This window comes from Lysinibacillus mangiferihumi (assembly GCF_003049665.1).
Classification (GTDB): domain Bacteria; phylum Bacillota; class Bacilli; order Bacillales_A; family Planococcaceae; genus Lysinibacillus; species Lysinibacillus mangiferihumi.
Genome location: NZ_PYWM01000004.1, coordinates 220,487 through 242,102, shown reverse-complemented (window position 1 = coordinate 242,102; position 21,616 = coordinate 220,487). Strand labels below are relative to the sequence as shown.

The window sequence follows — 21,616 nt, the reverse complement described above, 5'->3', positions numbered from 1 at the left end:
GGGAGAAAATGAAACAATATAACCTAATTAATTTCATTATACAAAGCTCAAAAAATGATAAAGGCATAGTATTTATAAATAAAAGTGAAGATATCTTTGTTTCATATAGAGATTTATATCAACGCTCACTAGGGATCTTATATTATTTACAAAAACAAGGGTTAAATCCAAAAGATGAACTTGTATTTCAACTAGAAGATGTTGAGGAGTTCATTTCTGTATTTTGGGCATGTTTGCTAGGGGGGTTCATACCAGTACCTGTAACTATTGGTAATAATGACGAGCATAAAAGAAAGCTTATCAGAATATGGAATACCTTGAAAAGCCCGTATTTAATTACAAATCTAAAAACGAATAACAGTTTACAAGAGTTTATAGAGAAAGACAAACTTTGTAATGAGTATATTTTTAAAAATAGGGTCATTTTTATTGAAGAAGTTACAGACCATAATGAAGGAGATATTTTCTTAAGTGATGAAAATACCATTGCATTTATTCAATTTTCATCAGGTTCTACTGGTAATCCCAAAGGTGTAACAATCACACACAAAAATTTACTTTCAAATATTCAGGCAATAATTAATGCAAGCAGCGCTTCCCCAAACCAATCTACATTGAATTGGATGCCTTTAACTCATGATATGGGTTTAATAGGTGGCCATCTTGTCCCACTAATAGCAGGAATGAATCAATATCAGTTACCTACTTCAAGGTTTATCAGAAGACCTTCTTTATGGATAAAAAAAGCAAATGAGTATAAGATAAATCATTTAGCATCTCCAAATTTCGGATTTAAGTTTTTTCTAGAATATTTTAAAGAGAATGAAGCACAAAACTGGGATTTATCGTATATTAAACTAATATTTAATGGTGCTGAACCAATATCGGATAAATTGTGTAATGAGTTTTTAAATAAGCTTGCACCATATGGTCTTAAGCCTAATGTAATGTTTCCGGTGTATGGAATGGCTGAAGCTAGTTTAGCTGTTACTTTCCCTAAATTAGGTGAAGGATTAAAAATAATTTCCGTAAATAGAAATAAGTTGAGTATTGGAAGTGAAATTCAAGAAATACCGATAGATCAAAAAGATAGTGTTTCATTTGTAGATGAAGGTTCTCCTGTTCAAGATTGTGAAGTGAGAATTTGTAATGAGAAAGATACTCTATTAAATGATGGGGTAATTGGAGAAATTCAAATCCGTGGTAAAAATGTTACCTCAGGATATTACAATGATGATGAAGCTACCGAAAAAGTGTTTACTAAAGATGGATGGTTGCGTACAGGTGATGTCGGATTTTTTAGAAATAATAGGTTAATTGTAACGGGGAGATTAAAAGATATTTTATTTATAAATGGACAAAATTATTATCCTCATGATATTGAGCGGATAGTTGAATCTATTGAAGGAGTGGAAGTTGAGCAGGTTGTTGCTTGTGGAATTTTTAATTTTGAAAAGCAAGAAGATGAATTGATTGTTTTTCTGCGATATAGAAAAAATTTGAAATTGTTTTTACCTATTGCTCAATCAGTCAAAAAAAATATATTAAACCAAATAGGATTAGAGGTAAAAGAAGTATTACCAATCAAGTCAATTCCCAAAACAACAAGTGGTAAAGTACAGAGGTTTTTATTGGTAGAGGATTATCAAAATGAACGTTTTAAAGATATTAGTAATGAGGTTAAAAATCTTGAACTCGACATTAATGATTACGAAATCAATTTCGTGCCTCCGAGTACTGAAGTAGAAAAGAAGTTAGTTAACATTTTCAGTGAAGTTTTAAATATAAGTCAGCTAGGAATACATGATAAATTATTTAATTTGGGTGCTAATTCTTTAAAAATAATTATCATTAATTCAAAAATTTATGATGATTTTGGAATTGAGGTTCCGTTAACATTACTGTTTGAAAATATTAACATAGAAAATCTTGCACATTTCATAGAAGGATATGATTTAAAGAATCAAAATGCATTTGCTGCTTGTAAGGAACAAACAAATTTAGCTCCAGTTTTACCTTCACAACAAAGATTATTTGTTATGGAACAAATGGAGGGAGTAGGTAATAGTAACAATATAGCATATGCATTTACACTAAATGGAGAAGTTGAAACGGGATTGTTAGAAGAAGCTTTCAATAAATTAATGCTAAATCATGAGGTATTAAGAACAACTTTTGAACTTTATGAGGATTCATTAAAACAAATTATTCATACGCCTTCATTTATTAATGTTAAAGTAATGAATTGTAAAGAAGAGGATGTACAAACTTATATTAATGAATTTAATACGCCATTTACACTATCAGAATTACCATTATGGAGGGTAGGTTTAATAAAAATTAACCCTAAAAAACATATATTGGTGCTTATTTTCCATCATTTAATTATGGATGGTAGTTCCCTAATAAAAGTAATGGAGGAAGTATTCCAATATATTGAAACTGGTACAATCAATGATCCAGATGTTCAATTTAAAGACTATTGTATATGGCGTGAAAAAAAAGAAAATGAAGGAAAATTCCAATCACAAAAAGACTACTGGTGTAATATCTTTAAAGACGAAATACCAGTCCTTGAACTACCAACTGATTTTCCACGTCCTCTTGTTCAAAGCTTTACAGGAGACTATTTAAGAAAAAATATAAATAATAAACTAACAAAGAAGTTGAAAACTTTGGCAAAGGAAAAATCAGCAACGCTCTATATGATTTTACTTTCTGCTTATTACGTTTTATTATCTAAGTATTCTGACCAGGAAGATATTGTAATTGGGTCTACATACGCAGGTAGGACAAATCCGAAACTATTAAATACAATCGGAATGATGATTAATACACTTCCAATAAGATTTCGGGTTGAAAAAAATTCGGAATATTCAGTTTTGTTGGAGGGGATTAAAGATCTAACAATCTCTGCATTTTCTAATCAAGACTTTTTTGTAGAAGATTTAATAGAATCATTAAGAATTCAGAGTGATCTTCGTAGAAATCCTTTATTTAGTACTGTATTTATTATGCAAAATATGAACGTCCCTAAAATAAATAATAATCAAATTAAAATAGAACCATTTGATTTGGTTGGAAACACTTCAAAGGTAGATTTAACTATAGAAGTGATGGAAAAAAATGATTACCTAACGATAGGATTAGAATATTGTACGGAATTATTCAATAGGGACACTATCGAGAGGATGGCCTCCCATTACGTAGAAATTTTAAATTGCATTGTAGATAGTCCAAATACATTAATATCTGATATTCAACTATTAACCAATCAGGAAAGAGATCAGCTTCTACAGCAATTCAATTCGACTTTACCAGTGCCAAAGATAGAACGAACTGTTATCGAAGAGTTTATTAATCAAGTGAGGCTTAGACCACATCAAACGGCCCTGATATGCGATGAAGTAAAAATTTCATATAAGGAACTTGATGAATGGACTACAGATTTGGCCATGTCCTTAAAAGAAAGAGGCGTCGGAAAGGAAAATATCGTAGGAATTATAGCTGATAGGGGTGTAAGTAGGATTGTCGCTATTCTTTCAGTATGGAAAGCAGGAGGTGCCTATGTTCCAATTGATCCAGAGTACCCTGAAGAACGCATTCGCTATATTTTAGAAGACAGCCAACCATTGGTTGTCTTAACAGATAAAGCACTACCAACCTCCCTTATAAAACCGGATAAATCCATGGAAATTAATGAAAGGGTTAGATTCGAAGGGGATAAGATTGACTTAACATTCCATGAACCAAAGAATCTAGCTTATTTGTTATACACATCTGGAACAACAGGAAAACCGAAGGGTGTAATGGTTGAATCTCAAAATGTAACTGCCTATGTAAATGCATTTCAAGAGGAATTTGGTATTACATCTGAAGATGTCGTGCTCCAACAAGCCTCGTACTCTTTTGATGCCTTTGTTGAAGAAGTATATCCAGCATTAAGCAATGGAGCAACTGTAGTGATATTGAAAAAAGAGGAATTACAAGATATAGAATTATTAGTTAAGAAGCTTTGGGAAGAAAACATTACGGTCATGAGTTGTTCGCCACTACTGTTGAATGAAATCAACAAACATTCCATACCCTCAAGTGTTCATACAATCATAAGTGGAGGCGATGTCTTAAAGTGGGAACACATCGATCAACTTGTGAAAAAGGCGAAAGTATATAATACCTACGGTCCAACTGAATCAACTGTCTGTGCAACGTATTACCGTTGTGAAAGGAAAGTGCAACGTATTCCTATCGGTAAACCAATTGCAGGGTACAGGATTAATATTCTAGATAAGCATGGAAATCTCGTGCCAATAGGAGTGCCGGGAGAATTATGTGTTGCTGGAGTAGGTGTAACAAGAGGCTATTGGAAAAATGAAGCGTTAACAAAACAAAAATTTATAACAGATAGGTTTAATGAAGAGGAAAAAGTATATAAAACAGGGGATCAAGCACGATGGCTTCTTGATGGTCAAATCGAATATTTAGGAAGAATTGACAATCAAGTCAATATACGAGGGTATAGAATTGAGTTAAATGAAATCGAGTCCCATCTATTAAACTATGAAGCAATAGATGATGTAGTAGTAGTTGCACGTACGAACGACGAAGGCGACAAGTATTTATGTGCCTATATCATAAGTGAAAAAGAGTGGACTATATCGGATATACGTAAGTATTTAGCCAATTATATACCTGATTATATGATTCCGGCCTATTTTGTAGAGGTAGAGAGCTTCCCGGTAACAACTCATGGAAAATTGGATCAAAAAGCTTTGCCTAATCCGGTGTTAACAATTAATTCAGGTAAAAAGATTATATTACCTATGTCAGAGACTGAAACAAAAATAGCTGAAATATGGATGGAATTATTACACCTTAAACAAGTAAGTACAAATGATAATTTTTTTGAACTTGGAGGACATTCACTAAAGGCAACCATTCTAGTAACAAGATTAAAAAAGGTGTTTAATGTAAACATTTCAATTAATACGATATTTAATCAGCCAACGATACAAGGTTTAGCAAGCGTTATAAATAAATCAAGGAAAGATGAGTATTACTCTATTACATTAGTAGATCGTAATAAATCAGTTTATCCAGCATCTGCAGCACAAAGCAGAATGTTTACGATGAATAAGCTAAATAGTTTAGCAACTCATTATAACATTACTAAAGCTGTCTCATTTAATGGCGCTATTTCTTATGAAAAGATAAATACAATTTTTACCATTTTAATAGAAAGACATGAGTCTCTTAGAACATCATTCAAGTTTCAAGATAATGAAATTGTTCAAGTGATTCATAATGATGTTGAACCTAATATTACGTGGTTTGAAACAGATGAAGAAGATCTTCAAAAAATAACTGAAAAATTTATTCAACCTTTTAATCTTGAACAACCAGGATTAATAAGATTAGGAATTGTAAAAAACATAGGAAAAGAACATCATATTATTATTTTTGATATTCACCATATAATAGCCGATGCCGTTTCGTTAGCTATATTAATAAAAGAGTTTGTTGCACTATACAATGATATAGAATTACCATCGCCTAGTTTGCAATATAGGGATTTTTCAGCTTGGCATAATAATTTACTAAGCAGTCAAACTTTTAGTAAACAAAATGAGTATTGGTTGAATGCGCTAGATGGGAAGCTACCAATTTTGGAGTTGCCTACAGACTTTCAACGCCCTCTTATTCAAAGTTATGGTGGAGATTTAGTTGAGTTACAGATAGAACAGAATACAGCAAATCAATTAAAAAAATTATCTACTGAATCTGGTGCAACATTATTTATGATCATGTTAACAGCTTATTACTTAATGCTATACAAATATACTGGCAAAGAAGATATTGTCATTGGTACACCTTCTGTAGGAAGAACGCATATAGAATTAGAGAATATCGTTGGAATGTTTGTCAATACTTTGGCTTTAAGGGCGAAACCTAGCGCAGAGAAAAAAGTATATGATTTCCTTCAAGAGGTAAAGGATATTTCCATTCAAGCCTTTGATAATCAAGATTTTCCTTATGATAAGCTTGTTCAGGAACTTCGTATTGAAAGAAGTGTTAATAGAAATGCGCTATTTGATACGATGTTTGTTATGCAAAATGGAGAAGTTCCAGAATTAATACTTGGAGATTTATTGGGAGAATGGGTCCCAATTTATAATGCGGTGTCAATGTTTGATATTACAATGGAAGTGATGGAAAAAAATGATTGCCTAACGATAGGATTAGAATATTGTACGGAATTATTTAATAGAGACACTATCGAGAGGATGGCCTCCCATTACGTAGAAATTTTAAATTGCATTGTAGATAGTCCAAATACATTAATATCTGATATTCAACTATTAACCAATCAGGAAAGAGATCAGCTTCTACAGCAATTCAATTCGACTTTACCAGTGCCAAAGATAGAACGAACTGTTATCGAAGAGTTTATTAATCAAGTGAGGCTTAGACCACATCAAACGGCCCTGATATGCGATGAAGTAAAAATTTCATATAAGGAACTTGATGAATGGACTACAGATTTGGCCATGTCCTTAAAAGAAAGAGGCGTCGGAAAGGAAAATATCGTAGGAATTATAGCTGATAGGGGTGTAAGTAGGATTGTCGCTATTCTTTCAGTATGGAAAGCAGGAGGTGCCTATGTTCCAATTGATCCAGAGTACCCTGAAGAACGCATTCGCTATATTTTAGAAGACAGCCAACCATTGGTTGTCTTAACAGATAAAGCACTACCAACCTCCCTTATAAAACCGGATAAATCCATGGAAATTAATGAAAGGGTTAGATTCGAAGGGGATAAGATTGACTTAACATTCCATGAACCAAAGAATCTAGCTTATTTGTTATACACATCTGGAACAACAGGAAAACCGAAGGGTGTAATGGTTGAATCTCAAAATGTAACTGCCTATGTAAATGCATTTCAAGAGGAATTTGGTATTACATCTGAAGATGTCGTGCTCCAACAAGCCTCGTACTCTTTTGATGCCTTTGTTGAAGAAGTATATCCAGCATTAAGCAATGGAGCAACTGTAGTGATATTGAAAAAAGAGGAATTACAAGATATAGAATTATTAGTTAAGAAGCTTTGGGAAGAAAACATTACGGTCATGAGTTGTTCGCCACTACTGTTGAATGAAATCAACAAACATTCCATACCCTCAAGTGTTCATACAATCATAAGTGGAGGCGATGTCTTAAAGTGGGAACACATCGATCAACTTGTGAAAAAGGCGAAAGTATATAATACCTACGGTCCAACTGAATCAACTGTCTGTGCAACGTATTACCGTTGTGAAAGGAAAGTGCAACGTATTCCTATCGGTAAACCAATTGCAGGGTACAGGATTAATATTCTAGATAAGCATGGAAATCTCGTGCCAATAGGAGTGCCGGGAGAATTATGTGTTGCTGGAGTAGGTGTAACAAGAGGCTATTGGAAAAATGAAGCGTTAACAAAACAAAAATTTATAACAGATAGGTTTAATGAAGAGGAAAAAGTATATAAAACAGGGGATCAAGCACGATGGCTTCTTGATGGTCAAATCGAATATTTAGGAAGAATTGACAATCAAGTCAATATACGAGGGTATAGAATTGAGTTAAATGAAATCGAGTCCCATCTATTAAACTATGAAGCAATAGATGATGTAGTAGTAGTTGCACGTACGAACGACGAAGGCGACAAGTATTTATGTGCCTATATCATAAGTGAAAAAGAGTGGACTATATCGGATATACGTAAGTATTTAGCCAATTATATACCTGCCTATATGATTCCGGCCTATTTTGTAGAGGTAGAGAGCTTCCCGGTAACAACTCATGGAAAATTGGATCAAAAAGCTTTGCCTAATCCAAAGCAAATTCTTAGCTTATCAAACAAAGATGGTACTAGTCCTAGAAATGCTCTAGATAGAATACTAGTTAATTTATGGGAAGAGATACTTGGAATTAAAAATATAAAAATTAATGATGATTTCTTTGATTTAGGAGGGCATTCATTAAAAGTACTTGAATTAACTCACCGATTACATGAAGAGTATCATTACCCACTTAGTGTAGGTGATGTATTCCAAAATTCTGTGCTTGTTGAATTATCTGACGTTCTAAGTAATAAGGAAAAAATGTATGAGACTATTCCAAAGAGTGAAATTAAAGATTCATATGAGCTTTCGGCTACCCAACTAAGGTTGTTTATAATAGATCAATTAGAGGGAGTATCTACTGCTTACAATATGCCTGCAGCTTTCTATGTAGAGGGAAATCTAAATATCTCCAAATTAGAAACATCCTTAAGGGAGCTCATTAAGAGGCATGAAATTTTAAGAACGACATTCCACATGGATAATGGAAAACCATATGCAGTTATTCGAGAGTATATTCCATTTAACTTAGAAGTGGATCACGGTATAACAGATCAATCTATTGTTGAGGATATTACAAGTTTGTCTGAACCATTTGAGTTAAGTCAAGGACCACTTTTACGTGTAAAACTTTTTAATGTGCAAAAAAATAAGTCAATTCTATTCTTTGATATGCATCACATTATTTCAGATGGTATCTCAGTAGATATCTTACTTGAAGAATTACTTACTTTATATTGTGGAAAAATATTGCCTCATACTTTAAAACAATATAGAGACTATGCAGAGTGGAATAATGCTTTAGTATTGACTGAAGAATTTGGCAGACAGGAAAATTTTTGGCTTGATTATTTAAATGGAGAGTTACCTGTTCTTGATATGCCTTTTGACTACCCACGGCCAGCAAATCAAAGTTTCGAAGGCGATTGTTTGAATTTTGAATTAACCGAGTGGGAAACCCAAAAGGTAAAAGATTTTGCAGAAAAGCATGGTATGACCCCTTACATTGTTTTACTTTCAGCTTACTATATTTTGCTATCTAAATATTCAAATCAGGAAGATATTATCATAGGTACTCCAATTACTGGTCGCTCTCATCCTGAATTAAAAAATATGATAGGTATGTTTGTCAATACTATTGTATTACGTGGATTCCCTAACGAGGAAAAAACGTTTATCTCATTTTTAGATGAAATGAAAAAAAACGTTACAATGGCTTTTCAAAATCAGGATATGCCCTTAGAAAGGATTATTGGATTAAAGAATTATCAGCGTGACCCATCAAAGAATCCAATTTTTTCAACAATGTTCTCGTATAGGCAAGAACAAAAAAATAAAATACACGAAATTGAAGATATGTTTATAAAAGCAATACCGTTCAATTTAAAGATATCCAAGTTTGATTTCTCAATAGAAGCTGCAATTGATGATAAACAAATAACATTTGAATGGACATACTGTACGAAGTTATTTAAAAAACAAAAAATTAAAGACTTAGGTAGACATTATATAAATTTATTAAATGAAATCATAAATGATTCTTCGTGTACAATTGGAGACCTAAATATACTTTCAAGGGAAGACAGTCTCAAACAATTCGTAGAATTAAATAGTACGAAGAAGCATTTCATGAATATGAAACCAATTTACCAAATGATTGAAGAACAATCTATACTATCACCAAATAGTATTGCTGTAGAATTTTTAGATCAGGCACTCACATATAGTGAACTAAACGGGAAAGCGAATAATTTAGCTATTCAGTTAAAAGGCAAAGGGATAGGAGTTGGATCATATGCACCCGTGTTAATGGATCGAAGCTTAGAAATGATTATTTCTATTTTAGCGATTATGAAAACAGGTGCTGCATTTGTTCCATTAGATGTAAATTGGCCAGAAGATCGAATACTTTCTATATTACATGAAGTAACAGCTAAAATAGTTCTTGTAAATAATGTTGAAGATATTCCTTTGAATAATGTTTCTAGCGAATTCCTAATGGTCGATAATAGCGTATTAAATCAAGAGAAGAAGGATTTGGGGATTAAAGTTAATTTAGATGATACCATTTATGTAATATTTACTTCAGGTTCAACTGGAAAACCTAAAGGAGTAATCGTTCCACATTTGGGGATTGCAAATCGTTTTCTTTGGATGAATGATTACTTTGGGGAATATGTAGGGAAATCAGTATTACAAACTACACATCAAGTATACGATAGTGCAGTATGGCAACTATTTTGGCCGTTAACTGTTGGTGGAAAGACAGTTATACCAGATCCAAAAATGGAGTTTTCAGCTGAATATATTTCTTCTACGATAGAAAAATATAAAGTTACACTAACTGATTTTGTTCCATCAGTATTTAACATTATTGTTGAACAGCTAGGCTTAGATGAAACACTTCATCAAAAATTGGATTCCTTAGGAAGTATCATAGTTGGCGGTGAAGAAGTCAAGCTGAAAACAATTAATGAATTTCAAAAGTTGTTTCCAAATGTAAAAATATCAAATTTATACGGGCCGACAGAAGCTAGTATTGGATGTATTTACTATGAAGTTAAGGGTAATGAAGTGAAAAAAATACCAATTGGAAAACCTATTTCTAACGTTCAAATACTAATTCTTGATAAACAAATGAAATTAGTACCATACGGATCGATAGGAGAGATTTACATCTCTGGTTTGTGTCTTTCAAAGGGATACTTAAATGATCCAGAGAAAACTAAAGAAGTTTTCAAAGAGCATCCTTTTCCAGAAACCGGTTGGTCTAAAGTGTACAAAACAGGGGATTTAGCGAGGTACTCAAATTCAGGGAATATTGAATTTATTGGACGAACAGATTATCAAGTGAAAATTCGTGGTTTACGAATAGAGCTTGGAGAAATTGAGTTCCAATTAGTAAGTTTAAATCAGATACATGAAGCAGTAGTTGTAGAGAAGATTATTCAAGGGCAATCTTATTTGTGTGCATACATTGTATCTAATGATAAGAATCTAGAAGAAAATGAAATAAGATATTTGCTATCTCAGAAACTACCCCAATTTATGATTCCTCAGTGGTTTGTTTTTATGGAAAAGTTACCTTTAACTGCTATGGGTAAGGTAGATAGAAAAAGCTTACCTGAGCCAGAAAGGAAAATGATAAGAAACATTGTTAAACCTGAAAATAAAATAGAAGAAGAGTTGTTAGATTTATGGGGTAATCTTTTAGCAACAAATGAGATTAGTACAATAGAAAACTTTTTTGCAATAGGTGGAAACTCACTAAGTGCAATTTCTCTCTGTGTTAGAATTCGCCAAAAATATCAAATTGATATTTCTTTAAAAACAATGTTTAAATACACTACCATTAAAGAACAAGCTGCTTACATTTTTGAATCAATCGAACAAATTGCTAAAGAAAATGTGGCCTTATTAGATGAAGGATATGATAGGGAGATAAACTTGAGTAAAGGATATTATAATGCTTCTTCTTCTCAAAAATCACTATATATTCTTAATCGTTATGAAGGGATTAGTACAAGTTATAACTTAACGCAAGCCTACCTGTGGGAAGGTGAACTGGATAGAAAGCGTTTAAAAGATACTTTACAAAGATTAGTAGATCGTCATGAATCTCTTAGAACATATTTTAAAATGCAAGATGGGGAAATTTTACAAAAAATAATTCCTTCAATAGATATAAAGATAGAATATAAAGAGGTCTTTAATGAAAATGTAGATGCGTTAATACAACAATTTGTTAGACCATTTGATTTAGATGATTATCCATTATTTAGATTTGGTGTCCTGAAATTATCAGAAAAACAAAATATCTTAATTATTGATATGCATCATATTATTTCAGATGGTATTTCTGTTGATATTCTTCTAGGGGATTTCATCCGTTTATATGAAGGTGAATCTTTACCAAAATTAAAATATCAATATAAAGATTATGCACAATGGCAAGTCAAGATGTTGTCTGGTGAGGTTGGTTATGAACAAGAAAAGTTTTGGCTGAAACAGTTTAATGAACTTCCACCAGTACTACAATTACCTACTGATTATGAAAGACCAGAGATTCAAAGATTTGAAGGAGATATTGTTCAGTTAAAGTTGAGCAAAGCACTATCCAAACAAATTAATCAATTAACAATTGATACTGGGTCAACTTTGTATATGGTACTTCTGGCGAGCTATTCTATTTTGCTATCTAAGTATTCGGGTCAAGAAGATATTGTAATTGGTACACCTGTTGCAGGTAGGAGCAAGCTTGATTTTGAACAGGTTGTTGGTATGTTTGTTAATACGCTCCCTATGAGGAATAAACCTTCTAGAAATCTCCATTTTATTGATTACTTAAGTCGGGTCAAGGAGAATGCAATACATGCTTTTGAACACCAGGACTATCCACTAGAAGAATTAGTTCGCAAATTGAATATATCTAGAGATGCTAGTAGAAATGTTCTCTTTGATACAATGCTAGCTATACAAAACTTACAAAAAAACGACTTGAACCAAGACGACTTCCATATTACGCCTTTAGAAAGTAATGATACAACTGTAAAGTTCGATTTAGTATTAACGGCTATTCTTAAGGAAGAGAATATTTATTTAGACATGGAATATGCGATTGGGATATATAAAAAGGAGTCAGTAAGTAAAATGTTGGAACATTTGCAGCGGATATTAGAAATCGTTACCTTAGATCCAAAAATAATACTACAAGATATCGAATTGTTAACATCTAATGAAATAAATCAATTATTAGTGCAAGATAATAATGGAGTTAATTCATTAGAGGTAGAGTTTGACTTCAATTAATTAAATAAATTGGGTAATTACTATATAGGTCGAGAACTTAAATTCTCGGCCTATAAAATTAATAAGAAGAGGTGAGTTTGTATGATGACTAATGTAAATAAAAAGTTATTACTTGAAACAGCCCTTTTTAAGGAAAAAAGAAAATACTGGGATAAACAATTAATAGATTATACTTTATGTACTCATGATATCACGGACCAACAAACTAATTATTCTATACCCTTTAAACTGGATAGAATATTACAAGAAAAATTATTTAAGATGAGCAAAGAATCAGATTTATCGTTATATATTTTACTAGTTTTTTTTCTAAAGATAACTATTAATAAATTTTTTAATGAAGAGGATATTGTTATTGCTTCTCCCATCTATAAAGGAGAAATATCTATCAATGGGTTGAATGATTTAGTACTTTTAAGAAGCAATATTAATGATGCAGGAAGAGCACTTGACCTTCTAACATTATGTAAAGAAACCGTCTTAGATGCTTATAATAATCAAGAATACCCAATAAAATCTATATTTGGTCGTGAAGATGAAATCAAAGAAGTATATGTTGACATTGCGTGTTCTCTTTCTACGATTCATGAACCATTTCCACATACGCTTAGTGCAGGAATGCATGTTTACTTTAAAAGGATCAACAATGAAATAGTAGGTGTAATAAATTACTCGTCTAGTAAGTATGAAAGTTTTGTCATTCATAGTTTTATTCGAAGTTTTCTAAATATTATAACTGTAATAACGAATGATATTAATATTTCTTTAAAAGATATAGATTTTATTTCTCAAGTAGATAAAAGCAAAGTATTAGCATTTGCTCAATGGAGTGAGAAGGAAGAAAAAAACGAAAATATTATAAATCTTTTTGAAAAAGCGGTAAGGAAGAATAGTAATGAAACTGCTATATGGTATGAAGGTCAAAGTGTTACATATAGCGATTTGGATGAAAAGACCGATTATATAGCAAATCGATTAATAGATAAAGGTGTAAGTAAAGGGAATATTATTGGTCTCTATATGGGAAGGGGGATAGAAGCAATTTTAGGAATGCTAGGTATACTAAAGGCGGGAGCTGCCTATTTACCATTAGATCCATCTTTACCTAATAATAGAATTGAATACATGTTAAACGAAAGTGAGACTAAGATCATACTAACCTGTGGAAATGATAATTGGTTGTCGAATATTGATAAAATTAACCTATTAGAAATAGGAGATTACTCGAATGTAAAGAAAAAGCCTAATATTAAATTTTATGGTAGTGATTTAGCATATGTAATTTATACTTCTGGATCAACAGGTAACCCAAAAGGGGTAATGATTGAACATAATAGTGTTGCTAATTTAATTAATGGCTTAGAGCAAAAGATTTTTTCTGATTATACAAACTGCAGAGTTGCGGTAGTTGCACCATTTTATTTCGATGCTTCAGTTCAACAAATATTTTCCTCCCTGCTTTTGGGTCATACATTATATATTGTACCTGAACATACTCGTATAGATGGTTTGTCATTAATAGAATATTATCGGAAAAACCATATAAACATTTCTGATGGAACACCAATGCACTTACAGTTGCTTCTGAGCTTACCTTACTCTAAATTTAATGGGTTAGCTTTGCAACATTTTATTATTGGTGGAGAGATTCTCTCCAAGAAAACAGTTAAGCAATTCTTGCAAAAAAGTGGATTAAATACAATAAGAATTACAAATGTATATGGCCCCACTGAATGTTGTGTGGATTCAACAGCGTATGAAATTATACCGGATAATTTAACTCAATTAAATGAACATATTTCAATTGGACGACCTTTGAAAAATACCAATGTTTATATATTAAATCAATCTTCATTACTATGTCCTGAAGGTGCAGTTGGAGAAATATGTATATCAGGGGACGGAGTTTCAAGTGGTTATATGAAGTTAAGTGAGTTAACAAGTGAGAAATTTGTAAAAAATCCATTTGAACATGAAAGTATATTATATAGAACAGGAGATTTAGGGAGATGGTTGTCTGATGGTAATATTGAATGTTTAGGAAGAAAAGATAATCAAGTAAAATTAAAAGGTTACAGAATTGAGTTAGGGGAAATAGAAAAAGTACTATTAACACATCCTAATGTTGTTAATGTTGCAGTGGTTTGTAAGAAAATAAAGAATCAGGATGAATTAGTCGTATATTATGTATCAAATAAAAATTTAGAACTAGAAGAGTTTAAAAGTTTTCTCTCAGCCATTTTACCTAAATACATGATTCCAAGATTTTTTATGAAGCTAGACCAATTACCATTGACAGGAAACGGAAAAGTAAATCGAAACCAACTTCCAACTCCTTCAGAGACTTTGAGAGAGAAAGTGAAATATGTGCAACCAACTACTATGCTTGAAATAAGCTTAGTCTCGATCTGGAGAAAAGTCTTAGGATTTGATAAAATTGGAATTTATAATAATTTCTTTGAATTAGGAGGCGATTCATTAAAAGCGCTGCGTATTGTTTTAGAGTTAGAAAAAGTTGGTTTAAAAGTAAAGCTACATGATATATTTAAGTACCAAACTGTAAAGAGCCTTGCTTCATCTATTGAGGAAAGTGTAGAAGAAAAGGTAGATGGAGTAGACTTTACAACCATGGAACAATATATATATACGAATTATAAGATTTATACAAGTGGATCAACATATAAATTTGAGGAAAGAGAATATTTTGTATTGCATGTAGAGGATGAAAAAGTTAACACGTTATTAGGAAAGTTACATGAGTTAAGAGATTTGATGACGTTGCCTCACTATATTTTACCAATGTCACACATTTTTGAAGTGGAAGACAGAGATATAGAGCAAATAAATAAATTAAAGGAAGAAATACTAATTAAGGTTTCTGAAGAGAATAGTAAATTACATTCAGTACTATTTGAAAATGACATCATTAATCAGTTTCCTTTGACACCTATACAAAAAGGATTTCTAGAGGAAAAACAGGTATATTCTGGTACTTCTATTGATATAGCTAGTAATTTGGAGCAAGAAAAGGTTAAACAAGCAATTATTGAATTGATAAACCAGCAAGGTTTATTAAGAAGTGTTCTAATAACTGAGAATAACCTGCAATATTGGCAAGAATATGCTTGTGAAAAGGATATAGATATACCTTTTTATAATTTAACCTCATATTCTCCTAAGGAACAAAAGACAATTTTGGACATACTAATCCCGGAATTGCTATATGAACCCTATCATGAAGGCTCATTTCTGTATCGGATACTATTAATAAAATTAAATCTAAATGAATATAAGCTTATAATACCTTGTCACCATGTCATTTTTGATGGTATGAGTTCAGAGGTAATTGAGAAAGAACTTGAAATTAATTTAAAAGGATTAAATAATCAAAGAGAAATAATCGAGCATTATGAAAATTATCAACTACAAATTGAAAAAGGACCAGTATTGACAGCAAGGGAAATTATTAGAAATTTAAATTTAAATGAGTTTGATTATTTTTCAAAATTCATCTATGAAAATAACAAGGATAAATTTGAAAGTGTTAGTTATCATCAGATTATTCAAATTCCTATACCAACTGAGATATTAATGAATCTGACCGACCTGGCATGGGAGGCCACTATATATGCGATAAAAGAGTTTAGTAATGTGTATTTTAACACAACAAATCTTCCTATCCTTCTTCTAAACTATGGTAGAAAATATCAAGACAAAGCCTTTTTCAGCACAATTGGTAATTTTCTTGATATTGTACCTGTATTAATAGATAAGGATATCTCAGATACTTCTTCCTTTGTAAGGAATCAATTGAAAATGGTCTCTGATAACAATATTAACTTTGCATCTATCGTATATGATCAGAAAATAAGAGATAGTTACAAAGAAGTATTCAATACCATTAACCCTTATGAGAGAACGACATTTCTGTTAAATTATCATGGTAAGGGAAAACAAGAGAAAGTTCAATTATTTAATAGATTTAATATGAAAAAGGGATTGGGTCATTCAAATATAAAGAAATCTCTAATAAGTAATGGAATCATGTTTGATGTTTTATATACTGATGAAATACTTAGATTATCCATCACTAGCCCCTTTATAATAGATGAGCGGCAGATTAAAAGTAAATTAGAAGCTTATTTATTAAATTCAAAAGGTAAGGATGTAAGTCTAACATATTAAATCTAAATGGAGTTGGACTACAAAACATACAGCAATACTTCCATATATATAGTATTAAAAGTAAAATGCTAAATAGTATATTTTCGACAATAAAGCTTAAAAGAGTATTGTGGAGCGTTTGAGCCAGCTGTGCGAACTGTAGTTTTATAAAATAAGAATTAATCATTTAATATAAAGATTGTTTAAAGCCCCTGTGTTGCTATGAAAGATTTTTACTTATTCCATAATAGGAGCGGCTGGTCGTACGAGATATTCTTGGGTTACTATTAGGAAAGCTAACATTTGATTTTGTTGACGAATAGCTTGAAAAAGAAGCGACACAGTAATAATTTGCGAAAAACTGCCATGCTCACACAATAAAACGTGAGCATGGCAGTTTTTCTTTTAGGAATAGTAGATATTGCCGATAAATGATATAGAGTAAGATAAAGGGAGTAAAATGATGAAAACGATTAAAGAGATTACAGCAGCACTAAAAATAGCTGAGGATTGGCAAGAATGGATGGCGGCAATTGCAACCGACGAGCGTGCAGGTGTGCAGAAAGCATGGCATAGTTGGAATAAACGCCAAGAAAAGAAACGACAGCTATTGGAAGAGCATCAAGCGAAGATTGACTTCGATCAGTGCTATGGTGGTGAAAATGCCTTCATCGCAGGTGTAGATGAAGCAGGGCGCGGGCCTTTAGCAGGACCTGTTGTAACCGCAGCTGTTATTTTGCCAAAAAACTGTGAAGCTCTTGTAGGATTAAATGATTCGAAGCAGTTAACAAAGGAAAAACGCAATGTTTTTGCAACATTGGTGAAAGAACATGCCGTTAGCTATTTCATTCATTTTCAATCAGCGCAAACGATTGATGAACTGAACATCTATGAAGCAACAAAGCAATCGATGAAAACAAGTGTGGAATCCTTGTCCATTAAACCGGATTATGTGCTAGTCGATGCTATGACACTACCAATCACGATTCCACAGGATTCGATTATTAAAGGCGATGCAAAAAGTTTAGCCATTGCAGCGGCTTCTATTTTAGCGAAAACAGCTAGGGATGAGTATATGGAACAATTGGACAAAGAATTTCCTATGTATGGCTTTGCACAGCATGCGGGCTACGGTACAAAACAACATTTAGAGGCACTTGAAACATTCGGACCAACGATACATCATCGCAAGTCTTTTGAACCTATAAAATCGATGTAAGAAAGGAGTAATTAGATGACAGCAACATCGTTTAATCCAATACAAATGCAACAAACTACTTTAATCTCAGCAAATCAACCGCTGGCATTAAAGCAAGGACAAGTATTTCATGGCACGATTAAACAATTATACCCAGATCAAACGGCAGAGGTCCAAGTAGGCAATCAAAAACTGATTGCTAAACTGGAAGTTCCGCTAAAAGCAGGGGATGCCCATTTCTTTCAAGTAACAGGGACAAGCCCTCAAACAGAGTTAAAAGTTGTTACAGGACCGATGGGGCAAGAGGCTTCTACAAACCAACAAATAAATCAGCTACTAGATTCGATGAATTTGCCAAAATCGTCAGAAATGCAACAGGTATTAGCGCACTTTATTAAGGCTCAAATACCGATTTCTAAAGAGCAACTTATGCAAGCTGAAATGTGGATGAAGGCATTGCCTGAAGGTGTGACAAAGATGGATGCCTTACAAGCGCTTCAAAAAATGGTTGAGCTAAAAATGCCAATGACGCAAGATGTATTTCAAGCACTTGTTAGTGGGCAAAAAACATCCGGTATGTCGGCAATAATGGATAATTTTACACAGTTATTAGCGAAGGATACAGCATTACAAGCTAATGTGAAACAAAATTTGATGCAACAAGTGTTAGCAATTGCAAAACCCTTCGAGGCAGAAACAGGTACGTTACTGCTCGCAAAATCGATTCAACTTTTAACTAATAACGCAGCATCAACAAGTGAACGATTACAAGCTTTAACTATATTAAAAGAAGCGGGTATTTTACCGCAACAAGCAACTTTACAAAATTGGTCGTCTCTAAATGAAGCAAAACCTGTGCAACAAGGTCAACTTCAGCAGGCTGGCCAAGTAATCCAAACAATTTTAGCAACAAAACCAGAAAATAAACAACAGCTTATTGAACAGCTAAAATCTTGGACAGCGAGCCAAAGTTTATTGAGCAATGAGCAAAAGCAACAGCTGAACCAAATGATTGATAGATTTAACCAATTACCAACTAATAAACAAACATTGGAAATTTTTGCGAAGCAAATGCAAGAGCAGCTAATCAAAGCGTTCGCTCACAATGCACCTGAACGGTTATTTACGCAAGATGGTAATGGGCTTTCTGTAAAAGAACATTTATTATCACTGTTTAAACAAGAGTCGACAAATCCAGTACAAAATGAAGCGCTGATGCGAAATCTTGTAAAACAAAGTACGGAGGTGCCACAACCAACTATTCAACGAATGCTTACAGAAGCTGATGCACATGTACGAAATTCAATGGATAGCAAAGCGATGGAGCATGCCCTGAAAACGGTATTGAAAAGTTTAGGCATTAGTTACGAGGCATCGCTTAGTAGTAAATCAGCGGATTTGCAAGCAATTGCGCACCAATTAAAACCACAGCTTCATACATTGCTTCAAGAAGCTCAAATAACGCCACAACTAAGGGAAGCAGCTGAGCTGTTAATGACACGCATGAATGGTATGCAACTTGTGTCAGGAGAAAATGGTCATCAACACCAGCTCGTGATGCAAGTACCCCTTGAATTTTTTGGGAAGAAAATGGATGCCACGTTACAATGGAATGGGCGTATGAAAGAAGACGGGAAGATTGATGCCAACTACGCACGAATATTGTTTTATTTACAAATGGAGTCAATGAAAGAAACCGTAATTGATATGCAAGTTCAAAATCGTGTCGTCACTGTCACAGTATTTAATGAAAATTCAGATATTGCTTTTCTTGCAGAACCTCTAAAAACAGCATTGAAATTAGGGCTTGCAAAAAAAAATTATCAGCTATCGGGAGTCTTTATTAAACAATTTGAAAAAGCCCAACTTGAAAAAACAACCCCTGTAGTACAACAGCAGGAGGAAATTAGTGGGGTGGATTTCCGCATATGAGTGAAGAAAAAAAGACGCGTAAAGAAGCGATTGCCCTCACTTATAAACAAGGACAATTTGATAGCCCATCTGTCGTAGCAAAAGGAAAAGGGAAAGTGGCTGAAAATATATTGGCACGTGCAAGTGAACATGATGTGCCGATATATGAGGATCCGAATCTTGTGCAATTACTTGGACAATTAGATTTAAATGAGTCAATACCTGAAGAATTATATCAAGCGGTGGCTGAAGTGTTTGCTTTTATCTATCATCTAGACCAACAACATAGCAAAAATATAGAAAAAATAAAGAATTCTGATTTTAAGAATTCTCTGTTTTAGTACACGAAGTAGAAGAAAACGTCATAATTTTAGATAAAATTCGAACAAAAGACAAAGTGTAGACTTTATCAGAATCTTTCGTTAGAATAGATTATGTTAGTAAAACAATTTTATGCAAATGTTTGATGGGAGGATGTATTATGAATATCCATGAATATCAAGGGAAAGAGATTCTGAGAAAATATGGTGTTGCAGTACCCAATGGAAAAGTTGCTTTTTCCCCTGATGAGGCAGTGAAGGTAGCGAAGGAACTTGGCTCAAATGTAACCGTGGTCAAGGCGCAAATTCATGCAGGTGGACGCGGTAAAGCTGGTGGTGTCAAAATCGCAAAAAACCTTGATGAGGTGCGTACATACGCAAAAGAGTTATTAGGTAAAATTTTAGTAACTCATCAAACAGGTCCAGAAGGAAAAGAAGTAAAACGCTTGTATATTGAAGAGGGCTCTGATATTCAAAAAGAGTATTATTTAAGTTTAGTATTAGACCGCGCTACTTCTCGTGTAACATTTATGGGTTCAGAAGAAGGCGGTATGGATATTGAAGAAGTAGCTGAAACAAATCCAGAAAAAATCTTCAAAGAAGTGGTTGATCCTGTAATTGGACTAACAAGCTTCCAAGCACGTCGTATGGCGTTTAATATGAATATTCCAGCAAACCTAGTAGGGAAAGCTGTTAAATTAATGTTAGGTTTATATCAAGCATTTATCGACAAAGATGCTTCAATAGTAGAAATTAATCCACTGGTTGTCACTGGACAAGGAGATGTTGTAGCACTAGATGCTAAATTTAATTTTGATGCCAATGCGTTGTATCGTCATAAAGATATTGTCGAATTACGCGATTTTGATGAAGAAGATCCAAAAGAAATCGAAGCATCGAAATATGATCTTAGCTATATTTCACTAGATGGCAACATTGGCTGTATGGTAAATGGTGCGGGTCTAGCTATGGCAACGATGGATACAATTAGTTACTATGGCGGTAGCCCCGCTAACTTCCTTGATGTAGGGGGCGGCGCAACAGCCGAGAAAGTAACAGAAGCTTTCAAAATTATCCTTTCTGACTCAAATGTAAAAGGTATTTTCGTTAATATTTTCGGCGGCATTATGAAGTGTAACATTATCGCTGATGGTGTAGTAACAGCAGCCAAAGAAATCGGTTTATCTGTACCGTTAGTAGTACGTTTAGAAGGTACAAACGTAGAGCTTGGTAAAGAAATCTTAAATGCATCAGGTTTAAACATCGTGGCAGCAGACTCAATGGCTGACGGTGCACAAAAAATTGTGGGACTAGTAGGCTAAGGAAGGCAG

Annotated in this window: 6 protein-coding genes; all 6 read left to right on the top strand. The window is 33.1% G+C overall.

All coding sequences use genetic code 11. From position 1 onward, the window contains the following. Window positions 1–8: 8 nt before the first annotated feature. Window positions 9–12,692 carry a non-ribosomal peptide synthetase gene (locus C9J37_RS06360; RefSeq protein ID WP_107894700.1) on the top strand — a complete coding sequence of 4,228 codons (12,684 nt, stop codon included), beginning with the start codon at window positions 9–11 and terminating at the stop codon, window positions 12,690–12,692. An 81-nt stretch (window positions 12,693–12,773) separates the two neighbouring features. After that, complete coding sequence (locus C9J37_RS06355) at window positions 12,774–16,877, top strand: non-ribosomal peptide synthetase (protein ID WP_107894699.1); 4,104 nt, start codon at window positions 12,774–12,776, stop codon at window positions 16,875–16,877. Between the two features lie 442 nt (window positions 16,878–17,319). Then, window positions 17,320–18,075 (top strand): ribonuclease HII, encoded by a 756-nt coding sequence (locus C9J37_RS06350; protein ID WP_107894698.1) that lies wholly within the window; start codon window positions 17,320–17,322, stop codon window positions 18,073–18,075. Window positions 18,076–18,090: 15 nt separating this feature from the next. After that, the gene (locus C9J37_RS06345) at window positions 18,091–19,986 is read left to right on the top strand and encodes a TP0910 N-terminal domain-containing protein (protein ID WP_107894697.1); all 1,896 of its coding nucleotides are present in this window, start codon (window positions 18,091–18,093) and stop codon (window positions 19,984–19,986) included. Next, window positions 19,983–20,306, top strand: a complete 324-nt coding sequence (locus tag C9J37_RS06340) for an EscU/YscU/HrcU family type III secretion system export apparatus switch protein (RefSeq protein WP_024362049.1) — start codon at window positions 19,983–19,985, stop codon at window positions 20,304–20,306. Before C9J37_RS06345 ends, C9J37_RS06340 begins: the two co-directional genes overlap by 4 nt. 140 nt (window positions 20,307–20,446) lie before the next feature. After that, window positions 20,447–21,607 (top strand): ADP-forming succinate--CoA ligase subunit beta, encoded by a 1,161-nt coding sequence (sucC, locus tag C9J37_RS06335; protein ID WP_107894696.1) that lies wholly within the window; start codon window positions 20,447–20,449, stop codon window positions 21,605–21,607. Window positions 21,608–21,616: the final 9 nt, after the last annotated feature.